We start from the raw sequence: 16001 nt of genomic DNA, 5'->3' as shown, positions 1-16001 counted from the left end.
CGCGATGCCGGGCAGCTGGACCGTTCCCGATGATGTGCTGGGCAGACTGCGACGGCGTTGGGATCGCGGCGAGTTCCTGGCCCAGTTCGCCGTGGGAACCCGATGGGAACCGCTGGCGATCGGGTTGCGGGGGCCGAGCGCGCAGGACACCGCCGCGCATCTTGACCGCTCCCGTGCTTGGGTCGAGCAGTGGCATCGGCTGCGGCACCTTCGAGTCGAGATGAAGACGGTCGGCGGCCGAGTCGCCGGGACCAACGACATCCCCGTCCGGGTCTGGGTCGACTCCTATGAAGAGCTGTGGGCTTTCCTCGGGGTGCGGCCGGACGTGCGAACGTTCACCACCCTCCTGGAGGAGACACGCTCCCGGGCTCCGATCATCGCCGGCTGGATGTCCGCCAAGCCGATGGAAGTGCTGAAACACCGGGACGAATGGCTCCGGCTGGTCGACACCGCGTTGTGGATCGAGGCTCACGCCCATCCTGACATGTACCTCCGCCAGGTCGACGTCCCGGGCGTCGACACCAAGTTCATCGAGCGGCACCGCACCATCCTGGCGGCGTTGCTGGACTGTGTGCTGCCGGAACACCGGGTGGACCGCACCTGCCCGCCATCGGATTTCGCCGGTCGGTACGTCTTCCGGAAGAAGCCCGCCTACGTCCGGTTCCGCCACCTCGCCGCCGGCCACGGATTCAGTGAACTCGCCGTACGGGTCGCCGAGCTGGCCGCTGCGCCGCTCGCGGAACGCACGGTGTTCGTCGTGGAGAACGAGATCACCTACCTGGCGTTCCCACCGGCCGAGAACGCGATCGTGATCTTCGGGGAAGGGTACGCGGTATCCCGGTTGCAGCCGCTCCGATGGCTGGCCGGCAAGAACCTCGTCTACTGGGGTGATATCGACACCCACGGCTTCGCCATCCTGAACAGGGTTCGCCGCTCGTTCGAAGGCACCCGGTCCATGCTGATGGACCGGGCCACGCTCCTCAGCCACGAGGGGCAGTGGGTCGGCGAGGCCAATCCCGCGAGCGAACACCTCGAAGCACTCTTGCCGGACGAGTCCAGCCTCTACAACGACCTCGTGGAGGGTGTACTGGGTAGCTCTGTGCGGCTGGAGCAAGAACGCATCTCGTACGCAGCGATCCAGGAGGCCTCCGACCGATTCCACTGAGCGACACGGAGGCGACTGGCTCCCGGCCGGCAGTGCAATGCCCTCAGCGAGCAGGCACGCGACGACCTCGTCATAGCCACCCAGAGTGCTAGCGTGCCGGGCGACGTGTGCGGTCGGTCCGCCGCCGCGCCGCGGCGTCGAGCAGGTCGGCTACCGTCCGACGGGCCGTGCCGGGGTCGGCCGGAGTGGTGTCAGCGCTGTAGCGGCGCAGCAGTTCGTTCCGCACCCGCACGCCTTCCCCCAGCATGACCCGGGCGAGGTGCCTGTCCTTTTCGGCCGTCGGCAGGCCGGTCACCCAAGCGGCCAGGTCACCGCGATTGTCCGCGAGCGGCGGAGAAGCCTGGGCCGCAACGGCCAGGAGGTCGTCGTCGAGGCGGAGGAAGTCGGCCAGCGCGCGCTGTGCCGCGGTGAGCGTGCCCAAACCGGCCGGAACCGGGGGTTCGAGCTCGTTGTCCGCCTCCCGGTCGAAAGCATCCTCGTCGCGTTCCCAAGCGCCGTAAGCCGCCAGCCAGGCCAGGTAGAGCGGCCGGAGGTCGCCGGTGGCGAGTTCGGCCCGGACTCCGACGATCGACGACAGCAAGTTCTCGGGCTCGTCGTCGAAATCGGACTCACCGGCGTCGTCTTCACTCGCGAAGTCGAGGATGACGAACTCGTCCGTGACCCACGCGCGCGTCTCCCCGGCGCAGTAGCCCTCGACGACCTCCGGATCGAGCAGGTCGGACGGCAGGCGGAACATCACTCGATGACTGCCCCAGTTCGCCACGTACAGATGCGCGTCGTAATACCGCTCCATCAGATGGCACGGATCACCCTTGAAGTCGCCCCAGTGGTACTCGTTCACGAAGCTGGTGGCGCTGATCGTCGCCCGGGTGGAAAAGGACCGGACCGCGGCTTGTTCGCCGTCGTCCAGTGGCCGGTCGATCGCCAGGAACTCGTAGTACTGGTATTCGCTCACAGCTCATCCCGTTCGTCCGCGCGGCGCCGTCGGCCGGTCAGCCGCTTCGAGGACTCCGGCAAACGTCGTGTCACGAGGTGGCAGAGTAGCCATGCCTGGCGGGCCGGTTCACCCCGCGCCGCTCCGAAAGATCGAGCCCGCCTCACGGCTGATCCGCCCACCGGGCCCCGTAAACCAGCCCCGGCGTGAGGTGGCGGAACTGCAGGTGGACCTCCCCCGCCTCGTCCACCCGCAGTGTCCGTCCCCGGTACCGCGGGTCCGCGATGTCCCTCTCGAACGCACCGTCGAGCGCCACCACCTCTGTCGGGGTCTCCCTTCCGAACCGCAGCCTCAGGTCGAACACCTCGCACCGGTGCCGCGGGACGTAGACCATCCGGGTGGCCGGTTCCAGCTTGGACACCGCCGCGAACTCCCACGACTCGCCGCGGCGCAGCGGGACCGGCAACTCCACCTTTCCCTCCGGCGAAAGGGTTCCTCCATACAGCAACGAGCCCTCGGCGAAAGGCAGAGCCGGCTCGAACGAGCGGAGACCGTCCTGGTCCGCCACCACGCGGTGCTGCTCGAACACGCACGACTCCTCGAGCACCAGCGCCAGCGTCAACGACAAGATGTGCCAGTTGCCCGCCGGAGCCACCGGGCTCGTCGGTGCCGCCAGCTCCGCCAGCAGCTCGATCGCCTCGTCCACGCGGCGGCGGACCGTGCGCGGGTCGCGGTCGACGCGCGCCGCCGCCCAGCGCATTCTCTCCTGGTACAGCGGCTGGCGGGCCTCCGGGGTGATCGCGAAGGCCGCCAGTGCCGCCAGGCGGAGGTCCTCGGGCAGGTGCGCGGACAGCTCGGACAGGCGGTCCGTCACCTTCGCCCGGATCGTCACCATTCCGTCCGACTCCGCGACCGCGCACGCCGACCGCAGCGCCGGGCCCACCCGGTCCTCGACGCGGCCGGCCAGCGCGCGGCCCTTTCGCAACGCCTTCAGCTCCCGAACCAGCTCAGCGCGCTCCACCGGCTTCTCCTTCAGTGCGTTTCCATGGCGACCCCCTTTCGGACAGGGTGCGTTCGGCCGGTGGACGGGAAGTGGACAGAACGTGCATCACCGAGGCGCTCAACGCCGTCCCCATGCGGACGCCGTCGCGGCCCAGGTAGCGGCGGAACGTTCCGATGCGGCCCAGCGCCTCCTCGTCCGCGTCGCCGACGCCGAACGTCACCACCTGGGGGCTGCGGGGCCACGCCGGGTCCATCAGCGACGCGAACGCGAAAGGCCAGGTCACCGGGTCCGTCGGCTGGCCGTCGGACAGGAAGAACACCAGTGGGCGGTGGATGCGCAGGCGGTGGCGCTCCAGCGCACGGACGTCCCGGTCGATCGCCGCGCGCAGGAACGTGAACAGCGGGCCGAAGTTCGTTCCCGCGCACGGACGCGGCTCGGGCAGCTCGGCGAGGTCGTCCATCGGGAGGAGGGACTGGACGACCTGCGGCCGCTCCCCGAACCCGATCACGCTGCAGAACACGCGGCCGGCGGCCGACGCGTCCGCGTGGACGGCGCCGCGGAATTCGCGCAGCCCGGCGTTCAGCTCGTCGATGTGGTCGGTCATCGACAGCGAGACATCGCACGCCACGTAACACGGCAACACGTCGGTCCCCATACCCGTTTCTCCTTCACCCCTGATCGACGGGCGGAGTGTGCCAACGCGGTGTGCATCGAACGTGGAACAAATGCGGATTCCCGAAACCCGGACGGCCGATTGCGCGACATCAAAAGAGGACAGCAAGCTGACGCCGGGGAGGCCGCGTGGAGTTTCGGATGCTCGGCCCGCTGGAGGCGTGGCACGACGGCGTGCCGGTGCCGCTGGGCGACCAGCAGCAGCGGTTCGTCCTGGTCGTGCTGCTCCTGCACGCGAACAAGCCGGTGACGCCCGCGCGCCTCGCCGAGATCGTCTGGGCCGACCGCGAAGCCAAGCCCACCCTGGTGCGCAGCTACATCAAGCGGCTGCGGGACGTCGTCGGCGACGCGACCATCGAGACCACGCCCACCGGCTACCTGCTGCGGGTCGGCGAGGACCAGCTCGACACCATGCGGTTCGACCGGCTGCGGGCCGAGGCCGCGGACGTCCGCGCCGACGACCCCCGCCGGGCGATCACCCTGCTGCGCGAGGCCGCGGGGCTCTGGCGCGGGAAGTTCCTCGAAGACATCGACATCGACCGCGTCGGCGGCGCCGAGGTGATCTCGCCGGACGAAAGCTACCCCGACGTCGTCGGTGACCTGGCCGAACTCGAGCTCGAGTCCGGTGACCACCGCTCGGCGCGCGACCGGCTGCGGCCGCTCGTCCAGGCCGACCCGGCCAGCCAGCGGCACGCCGAACTGCTGATGCGCGCGCTGCTCGCCGGCGGCGACCGGGTCGCCGCGCTGCGCGTCTACCACGGCACCCACGACGCCCTCGCCGCCCTGCGGATGGCGCCCGGGCCGGTGCTGCGCAAGCTCGCCGCCCGGGCCGAACAGGGCGATCCGCCCAGCTCGCTGCCGTCGCGGCCCGGCGAGTTCACCGGCCGGGCCGGGGAGATCGCCGTGATCGAGGCGGCCGCCGCGGCCGGGCGGCGGGCGGTCTGGATCAGCGGCGCGCCGGGCGTCGGCAAGTCCGGCCTGGCCGTCGAGGCGGCCCACCGGCTGCGCGACCGCTTCCCCGACGGCCAGCTCCTGGCGCGCCTCAACGGCTTCACCCCCGGCGTCGACGCGACCGACGTCGGCGACGCCCTCAGCGAGCTGCTCGTCGAACTCGGCGTCCCCGCCGAGCAGATCCCGGCCACCGTCGGCCGGAAAGTGACGCTCTACCAGGCGACGCTCTGGGGCACGCGCACGCTCGTCGTGCTGGACAACGCCGCTTCGCCGGAGCAGATCCGGCCACTGCTGCCGGAGGCGGACGGCTGCCTGGCCGTCATCACCAGCCGGCGGATGGGCGACCCCGACACCGGTGAAAACATCCGGCTCGCGCCGTTGCCCCCGGACGAAGCCGCCGAGCTGTTCCACGCGCTGGCCGGGCCGTCGCGGCTGCGCGGCCGGGCGGACGGCGTCGCCGAGGTGGTTCGGCGGTGCGGCTACCTGCCCATGCCCATCCGGGTGGCCGCCGCACTGTTCCGGCGGCACGACCGGTGGCCGCTGGAGCACCTGCTGCGCCTGCTCGAAGAAAACGGGCCGTGGGGCGAGGCCGACGGGGTCGCCGCCGTCCGGGTGTCCTACCGGCAGCTCGGGGAACCGCAGCGCACGCTGTTCCGGCTGCTGGGCAGCCTGCCCGGTCCGGACGTCGACGTCGCCGGGGGCGCCGCGCTGGCCGGCTGCAACGTCGCCGAAGCGCGGGAGCTGCTCGACGACCTCCACGAAGTCAGCCTGCTGGAGGAGGCCACGCCCGAGCGGTACCGGATGCTCGACCCGCTCAAGGAGTTCGCCGCCGAAGAGCCGGCCCCCGAACCCGCGCTGGTGCGGCTGCTGGACTACTACCTCGTCACGCTGGCGGCCGCGGTCCGCGCCGCGTACCCCTTCGACCGGGCGCAGCTGCCGTCGACGACGGACCGGTTCTGCCCGGTGACGCCGGTCTTCGCCGGCGCCGACGCCGGGCTGCGGTGGATCGTCGCCGAACGCGACAACCTCGTGGCCGCCATCCGCTACGCCGCCACGCACTCCCTCCCCGAGCACACCTGGCGGCTGGCCGTGCTGCTCTGGCGCTACTTCAACACGACGAACCAGTTCGAAGACTGGATCGGCACGCTCGAGCTCGCCTGGAAGATCGTCGCCGCCGACCGGGGCAACGACTACGGCCAGGCGCACGTCCTGCTGCGGCTGGCCACCGCGCACGACCGCCGCGGCCGGCTCGCCGAGGCGCTGGAACTCGCCGCACAGGCGCTGCCCAAGTGGCGCCGCCTCGGCGACCCGCGCGGCGAAGCGGCGACGCTGTGCGCGCTCGCCATCCCGACCATGGAGCTGGGGCAACACGACCAGGCGATGGCCCACCTCGAAGCCGCGCTGACCAAGTACGAGCAGACCGAAGACCGGCGGGGCGAGGCCCACGCACTGAGCATGCTCGGCTACCTCAACGAACTGCACGGCAACCTCCGGATCGCGTTGCGCCAGCACGAATCCGCCGCGCGGATGCTGCGGGAGATCGGCCACACCCAGGGTCTGGCGCACGCGCTCAACAACTTCGGGTCCGTGCAGGAACGGCTCGGCCTGCTCGCCGAAGCGCTGACCAGCTACACCGACGCGCACGGCCACGCCGCCGAAGTCGGCGACCGCTGCGTCGAGGCCTACGCGCTGAACAACCTCGGGAACGTGCACCGGCAGCGCGGCCGGTACGCCGAAGCCGTCCGCTACCACGACAAGGCCCGGGAAGTGGCGGCGAACGTTCCGGACGCCGACCTGCGCACCCAGCTGTACCTCGACCGCGGCGCGACGGCGCTGGCCCGCGGCGCCCGCCAGGAAGCCCTCACCGCCGGCAAATCGGCCCTGGACCTGGCCGCCGGCAGCGGGAACCGCGCCTACCGCGCCCGGGCCCACCGCGGGGTCGCCGAGACGCTGCACGCGATGGGCGACCACGAAGACGCCGTGACGCACTGGGCCGCGGCCGAGGACGAGTTCGCCGCGCTCGACCTGCCGGAAGCCGGCGAGGTGCGCAAAGAACGTTCGGCGCTCGGCTGCGCCTGCGGCCCGCGGTGAGCCGTGGGCGGCGGCGTTCCGGCCGCCGCCCACGGCGGGTCCCTCAACCGTGCCAGGGGTTGCCGTCGGTGGTGGGCGTCGGCGTCGGCGTGACGACCGGGGCGGCCGGCGCCCCGCCGTTGCCGTCCGCAGACGCGGTGGTGGCGCCGATCAGCGGCAGGGCCGCGACCGCGCAGACGGCGAGCACCGGACCGGCGATTTTGGCCAGCTTTTTGGACATGGCGAATCCCTCCTCGGGAATGGTGATTTGTTCCAGGCGCTTCGGAGAATTCCGCGCCCACCACCGAGGATTCGCTTCCCCACATTCAGCGACAAGAGGTTTCCTGTTTCATAAACGAACAGGAAACCCCTTCCCGGCTCAGCTCTGCCGGGCCGGCCGGGGCCGCACCGCCGGGATCGAAGCCACCGTCGCCGCTCCGGCCAGGAGCACGCCCGCGGCCACGACCAACGCGACCGGCACCGTCGTCGCGGTCAGCAAGGCGCCCAGTACCACCACCCCGAGGGCCGCACCAGCCTGGCGAGCGGCGTTCAACGCGCCCCCGGCGACGCCGGTCAGGTCGGGCGGAGCCGCGGTGACCACCATCGTCAGCAATGAGGGGATCGCCAGTGACACCCCGAAGCCCAGCAACGCCAGCGCGACCACCGACAGGATCGCCGAGGTCGAGCACGCCTGGACCAGGATGCCTCCGGACATCAGCAGAAAGCCGGTCACCGCCGGAATGCGCGGCCCGGCGCGAGCCACCAGGCGGCCGGCGAAAATCGGGTTGAACGCCATCGGGATCGTCAGCGGAAGGAACGCCAAGCCGGTCATCGACGGCGGATAACCGCGGGTTTCCTGGAAATAGAGCGACAGCACGAACAGCACGCCGGACAAACCGAAGTTCACGATCGCGCCCGCCGCGAGCCCCAGCAGGAACGCGCGAACCCGGAACAGGCGCGCGGGAAGCATCCGGCCCGCCCTCGCCGGGCTCGGCGGGGCCGACCGGGACAGCACCCGGGCGACCGCGGCCACCGGAAGGTTGACCAGGAAGATCGCCCGCCAGCCGAACGCCTCCGTCAGAACGCCGCCCAGGAGCGGGCCCGCCACCAGGCCGGTTCCGCTCACCGCGGCCCACACCCCCATCGCCTTCGCCCGCGCGGACGGCACCGGGTAGGCCGCCGCGATCAGCGACAGCGACGAAGGCACCAGCAGGGCACCCGCGACACCGAGCAGGGCCCGCAACGTGATCAGCGTCGGCGCCGAGAACGAAAGCGCCGACAAACCGGACAGCGCCGCGAACGAAGTGAGACCGAGGGAGAACACCCGGCGGGCGCCGAAGCGGTCCGACCACGCCCCCGCGGGGAGGAGGAAGGCCGCGAACGTCAGCGTGTAGCCGTTCGAAATCCATTGCTGTGCCGGTAAAGACGGGGAAAGAGCCGGGAGCGCGACCGTCACGATCGTCGTGTCCAGCATGACCAGGAAGTAGCCGAGCGAGAGGCCGGCGAGGAGTCTTGCCACACCGGAAAGCCTGGACGCTCGGTGACATCGGTGGAAGCAGGCAGTTACGATGGCGGGTATCGGGAACGCCGATGGGGGATGCCATGGAACTGCGCCACCTGCGCACCTTCCGCTTCGTCGCGCGGACGCTCAACTTCACCCGCGCCGCCGCCGAGCTGCACTACGCGCAGTCCAGCGTCACCGAGCAGATCCAGGCCCTGGAGGCGGAACTCGGCTCGAAACTGTTCGAACGCGGGCGGCGGCTGCGGCTCACCGGCGCCGGCGAACGGCTCGTCGGCTACGCGGACCAGGTGCTCGAGCTCGTCGAGGAAGCCCGGGCGGCGGTCGACGAAGAACGCGGCGAACCCGAAGGCGATCTGACCATCGGCGCGTTGGAAACGCTGTGCGCGCACCGCATCCCGGCCCTCTTCAGCGCGTACCGGGCGAAGTGGCCACGCGTGCGGGTCACCCTCCGGGAGGGCGGCCGCGGCGAGCTCTACCAGGCCGTGCGCCAGTCCGAAGTGGACGTTTGCTTCACCTTCGGCGACCCGCCCGCCGACCCGGCGCTCGCCGGCGCGTCGCTGGGCACCGAACCGCTCGTCGTCCTCGTCCCGCCGGGACACCCGTTGGCGGGCAAGGACGAGCTCCGGCCCGAGGACCTCGACGGCGTCGGCTTCCTCGCGACGCCGAAGGGTTGTGGCTTCCGCGAGATGCTGGACCGGATCGACGGGCCCGTCGTCGAGGCGGAGGTCGGCAGCCTCGCCGCCCTCGCGCGGTGCGTGGCCGCCGGCCTGGGGTGCGGGATCGTGCCCGCCCTGGTCGAGCCCGCAGGCGCGGTCGCCGTCCCCCTGGCCGGAGCCACCACCGCCGTCACCATGACGTGGCGGCGGCGCGACGAACACAAGCCGAGCATCGCCGCGCTGCTCGCCTGCTCCGGCGCGATGACAACGGTTTGACCTGGTTGCCGCCTTCTCAAATGTTCGCGGATGTGAAAGGCTGCTGGACAGTCCGCTTCTGACAACGTTGTCACCTGGGAGGTGCGCGCCCCATGGGGTCGCCAAGCAGACAACTGATCGCCGCCGCGGCCGTCGGGCTCGTGGTCGCCGCCACGACCCAGGCCACCGCGCACGCGGCCGCGCCGGTCGATCCGGCGGGCCTGGTCAACCCGTTCGTCGGCACGCAGAACTTCGGGAACACCTTCCCCGGCGCCAGTGCGCCGTTCGGGATGGTGCAGGTCAGCCCGGACACCGGCGGCCAGGGCGGCTACGACTACCTGCAGAACGCGATCTACGGCTTCAGCCAGACGCACCTGTCCGGCGTCGGCTGCGGCGTGATGGGCGAGCTGCCGATCATGCCGACGACCGGCGCCGTGGACAACGTTGACAAAGACGCCTACAAGTCGGCGTACAGCCACGCCGACGAGCACGCCGAACCCGGCTACTACCGCGTCGGCCTCCAGAAGTACGGGATCGACGCCGAGCTGACGGCGACCGCGCGCACCGGCTGGCAGCGCTACACGTTCCCGTCGACCGGGCAGGCGAACGTGCTGTTCAACACCGGTCAGGCCAACCAGCCGGTCAAGGACTCCGAGATCCACGTCGTCGGCGACCGCACGCTCGAAGGGCGGGTCAAGGCCGGCGGGTTCTGCGCCGGCCACGACGAACACACCGTCTACTTCACCGCCACCTTCGACCGGCCGTTCAGCTCGTTCGGCACCTGGCGCGGCTCGACGCGCAGCGACGGCAGCCGGGACGCCGCGGGCACCGGCGGCAACGGTGCCTGGGCGAGCTTCGACGCGACCACCGACCACGACGTCGTGCTCAAGGTCGGTCTGTCCTACACCGGCCTGGACGGCGCGCGGAAGAACCTCGCGGCGGAGACGTCGAACTACGACTTCGACGCGACGCGTGCCGCGCTGCACCAGCAGTGGGCCGACCGGCTCGGCGCGATCAAGATCGCCGGCGGCACGACCGAGCGGCAGACGGCCTTCTACACCGCGCTCTACCACGCCCAGCTGCACCCGAACCTGGCCGGCGACACCGATGGCAGCTACACCGGCTTCGACGGCAAGGTGCACACCGCGAGCGGCTACACGCCGTACCAGAACTTCTCGCTGTGGGACACCTACCGGCCGCAGAACCAGCTGCTGGAGATGTTGGAACCGCAGGTCGCGCGGGACGTCGCCCAGTCGGTCGTCGCCATCGGCCGGGACGGCGGGTGGCTGCCGCGGTGGGCGCTGGCCGAGAGCGAAACGAACATCATGACCGGCGACCCGGTGACGCCGTTCCTCGTCGAGGCGTGGTCGAAGGGCCTGCTCGCCGGGCACGAAGAAGAGGCGTACGCGCTGCTCAAAAAGAACGCGACGAGCACGCCGCCCGCCGATTCGCCGTACAACGGCCGCTCCGGCGTCGGCTACTACAACGAGCGCGGGTACGTCCCGAGCGGCCTCGAGCTCGGCAAGGACTGCGCGGACAAGGGCGGCGACAACGACTGCGAGCACCCGGCGTCGGCGACGCTGGAGTACGCCGCCGCGGACGCCTCGCTCGCGCTGATGGCCCGCGGGCTCGGCCACCAGGCGGACGCACGGATGTTCGCCGACCGCGGCCAGTGGTACCGCAACCTGTGGGACTCGTCGATCGGCCAGTTCCGGCCGCGCACCACCCAGGGCACGTTCGTCACGCCGTACAACCCGGTCGACGCCGGCCACCAGTTCCACGAGGGCGGCGCCTACCAGTACCAGTGGCTCGTGCCGCAGGACCCGGCCGGGCTCGTCTCGCTGATGGGCGGCCGGACGGCGACCGAGCAGCGCCTGGACTCCTTCTTCGCCTACGGCAACCTGCTGAAGGACCCCGCGGGCACCGCGCGCAAGGACTGGATCGCCAGCCCGTACGACTACTACGGCAAAGCGACCTACAACCCGAACAACGAGCCCGACCTGCTCGCGCCCTACACCTACAACTGGGTCGGCGCGCCGTCGAAGACCGCGACCGTCGTCCGCGCGGCGATGACGCTGTTCACCACCGGCCCCGACGGCATGACCGGCAACGACGACCTCGGCACCATGTCGGCCTGGTACGTCTTCTCCTCGCTCGGCCTGTACCCGACGATGAGCGGCGCGAACTTCCTCGCGCTGTCGAGCCCGCAGTTCGAGTCGGCGACCGTCCGGATCGGACAGTACGGCTCCGCGCAGGGCGGCACCCTCACGGTGTCCGCACCGGGCGCGAGCGACGCGAACCGGTACATCCAAAGCGTGTCGCTCAACGGCCGGGACGTCCGCCAGACGTCCCTGGACTGGTCCGCGCTGGCCCACGGCGGGAAGCTCTCGCACAAGCTCGGGTCGCGGCCGTCTTCGTGGGGAACCTCACCGTCCGCGGCGCCGCCGTCGGTGAACAACGCGGCGGGCGACCAGCGGCGGCACGTCGACGCTTCGCTGCGGCAGACGTCCGTGGTGATCCCGTCGGGTGCCGCGCAGCAAGTGCACCTCGACCTGGACGTGGTGGCGCAGAACCCGGGCCTGCAGCCGGTGACGGTCTCGGTGAACTCGCCGTGGAAGTCCCGGGTCCAGCCGCTGCTTTTGCCCTGGTCGGGACGGCTGCCGGTGCAGCAGACCGTGCCGATCACGGTGAACGTGCCGCCGGACGCTGCCCTCGGGACCTACCCGGTGGAGGTCAAGGTGTCCGGGTTGGGCGCGAACACGGCGACCCGCTCCGCGACGATCGAGGTCCGCACGCCGTCGGCCTGCGCTTCTTCCGGCCCGCAGTGCGCGGTCGACCTGACCCGCGACCGCAACCACGACGGCACGGCGACGGTGACGGCGTCCGACCAGGGCAACTTCGACGGCGGCGGCTGGAGCTACGACGCTTCGCTGCTCCCGGCGGCGGGTCCGGTGGTGTGGGACGGCGTCACCTACGCGGCGCCGGACGCTTCGGGGACTTCGCCCAACTTCGTGGAGGCCCGCGGGCAGTCGCTGCTGCTCCCGGCCGGTCAGCACACGTCGTTGAAACTGGTCGGAGCCTCACACAACGGCCCGGTGTCGACGACGCTGACCGCGCACTACACGGACGGGACCAGCGCTGACCTGGCCTTGACGTTCGGGGACTGGGCCGGGTCGGGAAGCCCGGTGGTGCTGGAGATGCCGCACCGGATCAAGGCCGGGAGCGGGGTCGACGGGCCGCCGGTCCGGCTGTTCGGGATCTCGGGCGCGCTGGACGGTGGGAAGACCGTGCAGTCGGTGAGCCTGCCGAACGACCCGCGGGTGGAGATCTACGCCCTCACCCTGACGTAACACTCAACCGCGGACTTCGGGCGCCTGAGGCGGGCGGTCGAGCTTGCGGAATTCGACCCATTGGCGGCTGGTCTCGTCCCAGACGACCTGGTGCTTGGCGAAGAATTCCGCAAGCCGCCCGCGGCTCAGCTCGGTCGCGGGGGTCGTGACGATGTAGTAGTCCAGCTCGTCGCGGAGGCGGTTGAAGCGGTAGCGCGTCTCCGTCATCAGCACCCAGCGCGAGCGCCAGTTGAAGAAGGTCTCGAGCCCGCCGAGCACGGTGACCAGCGCGACCATCGGCAGCGCGACCGACGCGCGGGCCGGGATCTCCTGGATGCCGAGCACCACGGTCGAGGCCGCGGTGAGCAGGAGCGCGCTCACCCGCACGATGGCCGCTCGGCGGCGGAACTGGCTCTTCCGGCTGTCGACCCAGTCCATGTCGGCCGAGATCAGGTCGCGGAAGCCGAGGAACTGGTCGCGCAGCGGACGGTCCGGATCGCGGCCGGCGACCTCGAGGAAGCCGCGTTCGGAATCGAGGTGGCCGGACCGCCGGGACTGGGACGCCATCGGGCCAGGGTCGTGGAACCTCAGCACTCCGGCAAGGCTGAGGCTTATTCCGGTTAGGCCCCCGCGCCCCGCCCACACACCGCTGAGCAGCGCAGAAGCCATGCCGCGGCCGACGGCTGAATAAGCCTCACTGTCAAGCGACGATCCGCGGTTCGGACGCCAGCCGGGACAGCACGAAGGTGAGCCGGCGGGCCGCCACGTCCCACTCCTCCAGCGCGCTGCCCCGGCCGAGCGCCGCCGTGCGCAGGGACCGGCGCAGTTCCGGGTCCGCGTACCAGCGGTGCAGGGCGTCCGCCAGTGCGAACGGGTCGTCCGGCGCGACGAGCAGGCCCGGCATCTCGCCGTCGGCGTCGACGCCGAGGGCGTCGTGCACCCCGCCCACCTCGGTGGCCAGCACCGGGATGCCCCGGGCCAGCGCCTGGGCGACGAACATCCCGGACGTCGCCGCGCGGGCCGGGATGACCAGCAGGTCCGCCGCGTTGTACGCCGCACCGAGGTCGACCGCGTCGCCGGCGAGCGTGATCCGGTTGCCGAGGCCGAGCCGCTCGATCGACCAGCCGAGCTCGCCGACGAACGCCGGGTCCGCCTCGAGCGAGCCGGCGAACACGCACGACAGCGCCAAGTGGTCGACCTCGCCGAGAGCCTGGACCAGCACGTCGTGGCCGTTGCGGCGGGTCACTTCGCCCACGCAGAGCAGCCGGGACACGCCGTCCGCGCCCGCCGCGAGCGGGGCCGCGTCGGTGCCCGGCTTGGCGACGTAGACGCGGCCCGGGTCCAAGTCGTGGCGGTCGATCAGCAGCCGGGCGAGCCAGGGGCTGGTCGCGACGACCATCCCGGCCATCCGCAGCGTCTCGCGCTCGCACGCGTCCAGCTCCGCGGCGTGCGCCGGGGCGAGCCCCGGCTCGTCGGCGAGGGCCTGGTGCACCAGCACCGCCAGGCGCAGGCGCCGCGCGTGCGGGACGACGATCTCGGGCACGCCGGAAGCGATCATGCCGTCGAGCAGCACGACCGTCCGGTCCGGCAGCGCGGCGAGGGACCGCGCCAATCTCCGTCTCGACGTCGCGTCCGGCTCCGGCCAGTCGCCGGCGATCGGCAGCTCCAGCACCGGCTGGCCGACGGCGGGCAGGTTCTGGCACATCCGCTTGTCGTAGGTGTCGCTGCCCGGCGGCGCGGCCGGGAGGATGAACACCATCGGGTCGGCGGGCCTCATCGCGCGCGCCGGAGCAGGTCGGGTTCGGAAACAGACACGGCTACCTCCAGCGTGGGTCGACGGCGGTGACGGCTCATACGTCACACGCACCCCGGCCCGGGAAGGTTCAGCTCTGCGAGTCAATCTTCCAGACGCCGCCCTCCTGGACGAGCGTGAAGGTGTTCGTGTCGGTCTTGGTGCCACCGCTCTTCGACACGTAGGTGACCCGGGCGGTCACCCGGCCGCCGGTCTCCGAGACGATCGAGGCGCTGACCCGGCTGTAATCGCTCCAGAAGCTCGTGTAGGTGGCCATGGTCTGGTGCTTGCTCGCCTTGAAGCCGTCGGTCAGCAGGTTCCACGCCTGCGAAAGGTTGCCCGGGATCAGCGAGTAGTACGCGGTCAGGGCCTCGCCCGCGGTCTTCGACGAGGACACCGTCGAAACCGTCGGCGAGGCCGGTGGGGTCGACGGAGCCGAGGTCGCCGACGTCGGCGGCGAAGAGGGAGCCGGCGTCGACGGCGGCGCCGGGGGAGCCGCGGACGCCGAGGTGGACGACGTCTGCGACGGCGGCGGGGCGGCGTTGTCCTGCGGCGGCTTCTGCCGCACGACCAGCAGGATGGCCACGACGACCGCCACGCACAGCAGCGCCGCGCCCGCACCGACGGCGATCAGGCCCTTGCGCGCGCCCGGCGACACCGCGGTGACCTCCCCCGCGGGCACGGCGACGGCGGCCGGCACGACCGGCACCGCCGGCGGCTCGGTTTCGGGGATCGTCGGCGCGAGCACCGACTCGCCGGGCTCCGCGTCCGGCAGCAGCGCCCGCAGCTCCAGCTCGACCTCGTCCATCGACGGGCGCTCGGACGGCTCGGTGGCGAGCATCCGCAGCAGCAGCGGTGTCAGCCGGCCCGTCTTCTCCGGCGGCACGATCTCGCCGCTGGAGGCCTTGTAGAGCAAGGCGATCGGGTTGTCGGCGGTGCCGTAGGGCGACTGCCCCTCGACGGCGGCGTAGAGCGTGGCGCCGAGCGAGAAGACGTCGGCGGCGAAGTCGACTTCCTCGCCGCGGGCCACTTCGGGCGCGAGGTACGCGGGCGTGCCGGCGATCTCCCCCGTTGCGGTCAGCTTGACGTCACCGATCGCGCGGGAGATGCCGAAGTCGGTGATCTTCGCCGTGCCGTCCTCGGAGACCAGGATGTTGGCCGGCTTCACGTCGCGGTGCACGACCCCGGCGCGGTGCGCGCCGGCCAGCGCCGAGCTGATCTGCACGCCGACGCGGATGGCGTCGTCCACCGTGGCCGGCTCCTCGCCGAGCACGAGGGCCAAGCTCTTCGACGGCAGGTACTCCATCACCAGCCACGGCCGGTCCTCTTCTTCGAGGACGGCGAACACGGTGATCGCGTGGGAATGCTGCAACCGGGCGGCGATCCGCGCTTCGCGCATCGCCCGGTTCTTCGCCTCCTGGGTGCGTTGCTCGTCGTGGTCGTGCGGCAGCAGGAGTTCCTTGATCGCCACGGTGCGGTCGAGCTTTTCGTCCTGGGCCCGCCACACCGTACCCATCGCGCCGCCGCCGATCGGCTCGAGCAGCCGGTACCGATCGCGGATCCGGCGACTTTCCACGAGCATCCACCATTCTCCGAAGTGGCCCACGAGATCCGGTCAGCATGCCAGGCTGGGCGGCCGACCGGTACCAACG

At 71.4% G+C, this 16001-nt stretch carries 12 protein-coding genes; 4 read left to right on the top strand and 8 right to left on the bottom strand.

The window, feature by feature from the left end; translation table 11 throughout:
• Nucleotides 1–4: 4 nt before the first annotated feature.
• Entirely contained in the window at nucleotides 5–1165 is a 1161-nt protein-coding gene (locus ACWED2_RS04525; protein ID WP_449689052.1) for a DUF3322 domain-containing protein, read from the top strand.
• 88 nt (nucleotides 1166–1253) lie between these two features.
• Here the strand turns inward: ACWED2_RS04525 and ACWED2_RS04520 are convergent, their stop codons facing one another.
• The 3 genes from ACWED2_RS04520 to ACWED2_RS04510 form a co-directional block, all read right to left on the bottom strand.
• Nucleotides 1254–2120, bottom strand: a complete 867-nt coding sequence (locus ACWED2_RS04520) for a hypothetical protein (protein ID WP_449689051.1) — start codon at nucleotides 2118–2120, stop codon at nucleotides 1254–1256.
• 142 nt (nucleotides 2121–2262) lie between these two features.
• Nucleotides 2263–3120, bottom strand: coding sequence for a hypothetical protein (locus ACWED2_RS04515; protein WP_449689050.1), 858 nt, complete (start codon nucleotides 3118–3120; stop codon nucleotides 2263–2265).
• Complete coding sequence (locus ACWED2_RS04510; RefSeq protein ID WP_449689049.1) at nucleotides 3107–3757, bottom strand: vWA domain-containing protein; 651 nt, start codon at nucleotides 3755–3757, stop codon at nucleotides 3107–3109. Before ACWED2_RS04510 ends, ACWED2_RS04515 begins: the two co-directional genes overlap by 14 nt.
• Nucleotides 3758–3903: 146 nt before the next feature.
• Here ACWED2_RS04510 and ACWED2_RS04505 point away from each other — a divergent pair, with 146 nt between their 5' ends.
• Nucleotides 3904–6816, top strand: a complete 2913-nt coding sequence (locus ACWED2_RS04505) for a tetratricopeptide repeat protein (RefSeq protein WP_449689048.1) — start codon at nucleotides 3904–3906, stop codon at nucleotides 6814–6816.
• Nucleotides 6817–6859: 43 nt separating this feature from the next.
• Here the strand turns inward: ACWED2_RS04505 and ACWED2_RS04500 are convergent, their stop codons facing one another.
• The gene (locus tag ACWED2_RS04500; protein ID WP_449689047.1) at nucleotides 6860–7036 is read right to left on the bottom strand and encodes a hypothetical protein; all 177 of its coding nucleotides are present in this window, start codon (nucleotides 7034–7036) and stop codon (nucleotides 6860–6862) included.
• A 138-nt stretch (nucleotides 7037–7174) separates the two neighbouring features.
• Nucleotides 7175–8314 (bottom strand): MFS transporter, encoded by a 1140-nt coding sequence (locus ACWED2_RS04495; protein WP_449689046.1) that lies wholly within the window; start codon nucleotides 8312–8314, stop codon nucleotides 7175–7177.
• 83 nt (nucleotides 8315–8397) lie between these two features.
• Here ACWED2_RS04495 and ACWED2_RS04490 point away from each other — a divergent pair, with 83 nt between their 5' ends.
• Entirely contained in the window at nucleotides 8398–9249 is an 852-nt protein-coding gene (locus ACWED2_RS04490) for a LysR family transcriptional regulator (RefSeq protein ID WP_449689045.1), read from the top strand.
• 92 nt (nucleotides 9250–9341) lie between these two features.
• The gene (locus ACWED2_RS04485) at nucleotides 9342–12578 is read left to right on the top strand and encodes a GH92 family glycosyl hydrolase (protein WP_449689044.1); all 3237 of its coding nucleotides are present in this window, start codon (nucleotides 9342–9344) and stop codon (nucleotides 12576–12578) included.
• Nucleotides 12579–12581: 3 nt separating this feature from the next.
• On the opposite strand, the gene ACWED2_RS04480 is transcribed toward ACWED2_RS04485, so the two are convergent.
• The 3 genes from ACWED2_RS04480 to ACWED2_RS04470 all read right to left on the bottom strand — a co-directional run bounded on the left by ACWED2_RS04480 (nucleotide 12582) and on the right by ACWED2_RS04470 (nucleotide 15931).
• Nucleotides 12582–13124, bottom strand: a complete 543-nt coding sequence (locus ACWED2_RS04480) for a DUF4231 domain-containing protein (RefSeq protein ID WP_449689043.1) — start codon at nucleotides 13122–13124, stop codon at nucleotides 12582–12584.
• Nucleotides 13125–13257: 133 nt separating this feature from the next.
• Nucleotides 13258–14316: a glycosyltransferase gene (locus tag ACWED2_RS04475; protein WP_449689287.1), complete on the bottom strand. Its 1059-nt coding sequence runs from the start codon at nucleotides 14314–14316 to the stop codon at nucleotides 13258–13260.
• 124 nt (nucleotides 14317–14440) lie between these two features.
• Nucleotides 14441–15931, bottom strand: coding sequence for a serine/threonine-protein kinase (locus ACWED2_RS04470; protein WP_449689042.1), 1491 nt, complete (start codon nucleotides 15929–15931; stop codon nucleotides 14441–14443).
• Nucleotides 15932–16001: the final 70 nt, after the last annotated feature.

Source organism: Amycolatopsis sp. NPDC005003 (genome assembly GCF_053600695.1).
The sequence above is the reverse complement of the archived record's forward strand: the minus strand, read 5'-3'. Positions and strand labels throughout refer to the sequence as shown.

Bases quoted from the DNA above. Each gene is read 5' to 3' on its own strand.
- ACWED2_RS04525 (WP_449689052.1), top strand. From the start codon at position 5: ATGCCGGGCAGCTGGACCGTTCCCGATGATGTGCTGGGCAGACTGCGA.
- ACWED2_RS04510 (WP_449689049.1), bottom strand. From the start codon at position 3,757: ATGGGGACCGACGTGTTGCCGTGTTACGTGGCGTGCGATGTCTCGCTG.
- ACWED2_RS04500 (WP_449689047.1), bottom strand. From the start codon at position 7,036: ATGTCCAAAAAGCTGGCCAAAATCGCCGGTCCGGTGCTCGCCGTCTGC.
- ACWED2_RS04490 (WP_449689045.1), top strand. From the start codon at position 8,398: ATGGAACTGCGCCACCTGCGCACCTTCCGCTTCGTCGCGCGGACGCTC.
- ACWED2_RS04485 (WP_449689044.1), top strand. From the start codon at position 9,342: ATGGGGTCGCCAAGCAGACAACTGATCGCCGCCGCGGCCGTCGGGCTC.
- ACWED2_RS04480 (WP_449689043.1), bottom strand. From the start codon at position 13,124: ATGGCGTCCCAGTCCCGGCGGTCCGGCCACCTCGATTCCGAACGCGGC.
- ACWED2_RS04475 (WP_449689287.1), bottom strand. From the start codon at position 14,316: ATGGTGTTCATCCTCCCGGCCGCGCCGCCGGGCAGCGACACCTACGAC.
- ACWED2_RS04470 (WP_449689042.1), bottom strand. From the start codon at position 15,931: ATGCTCGTGGAAAGTCGCCGGATCCGCGATCGGTACCGGCTGCTCGAG.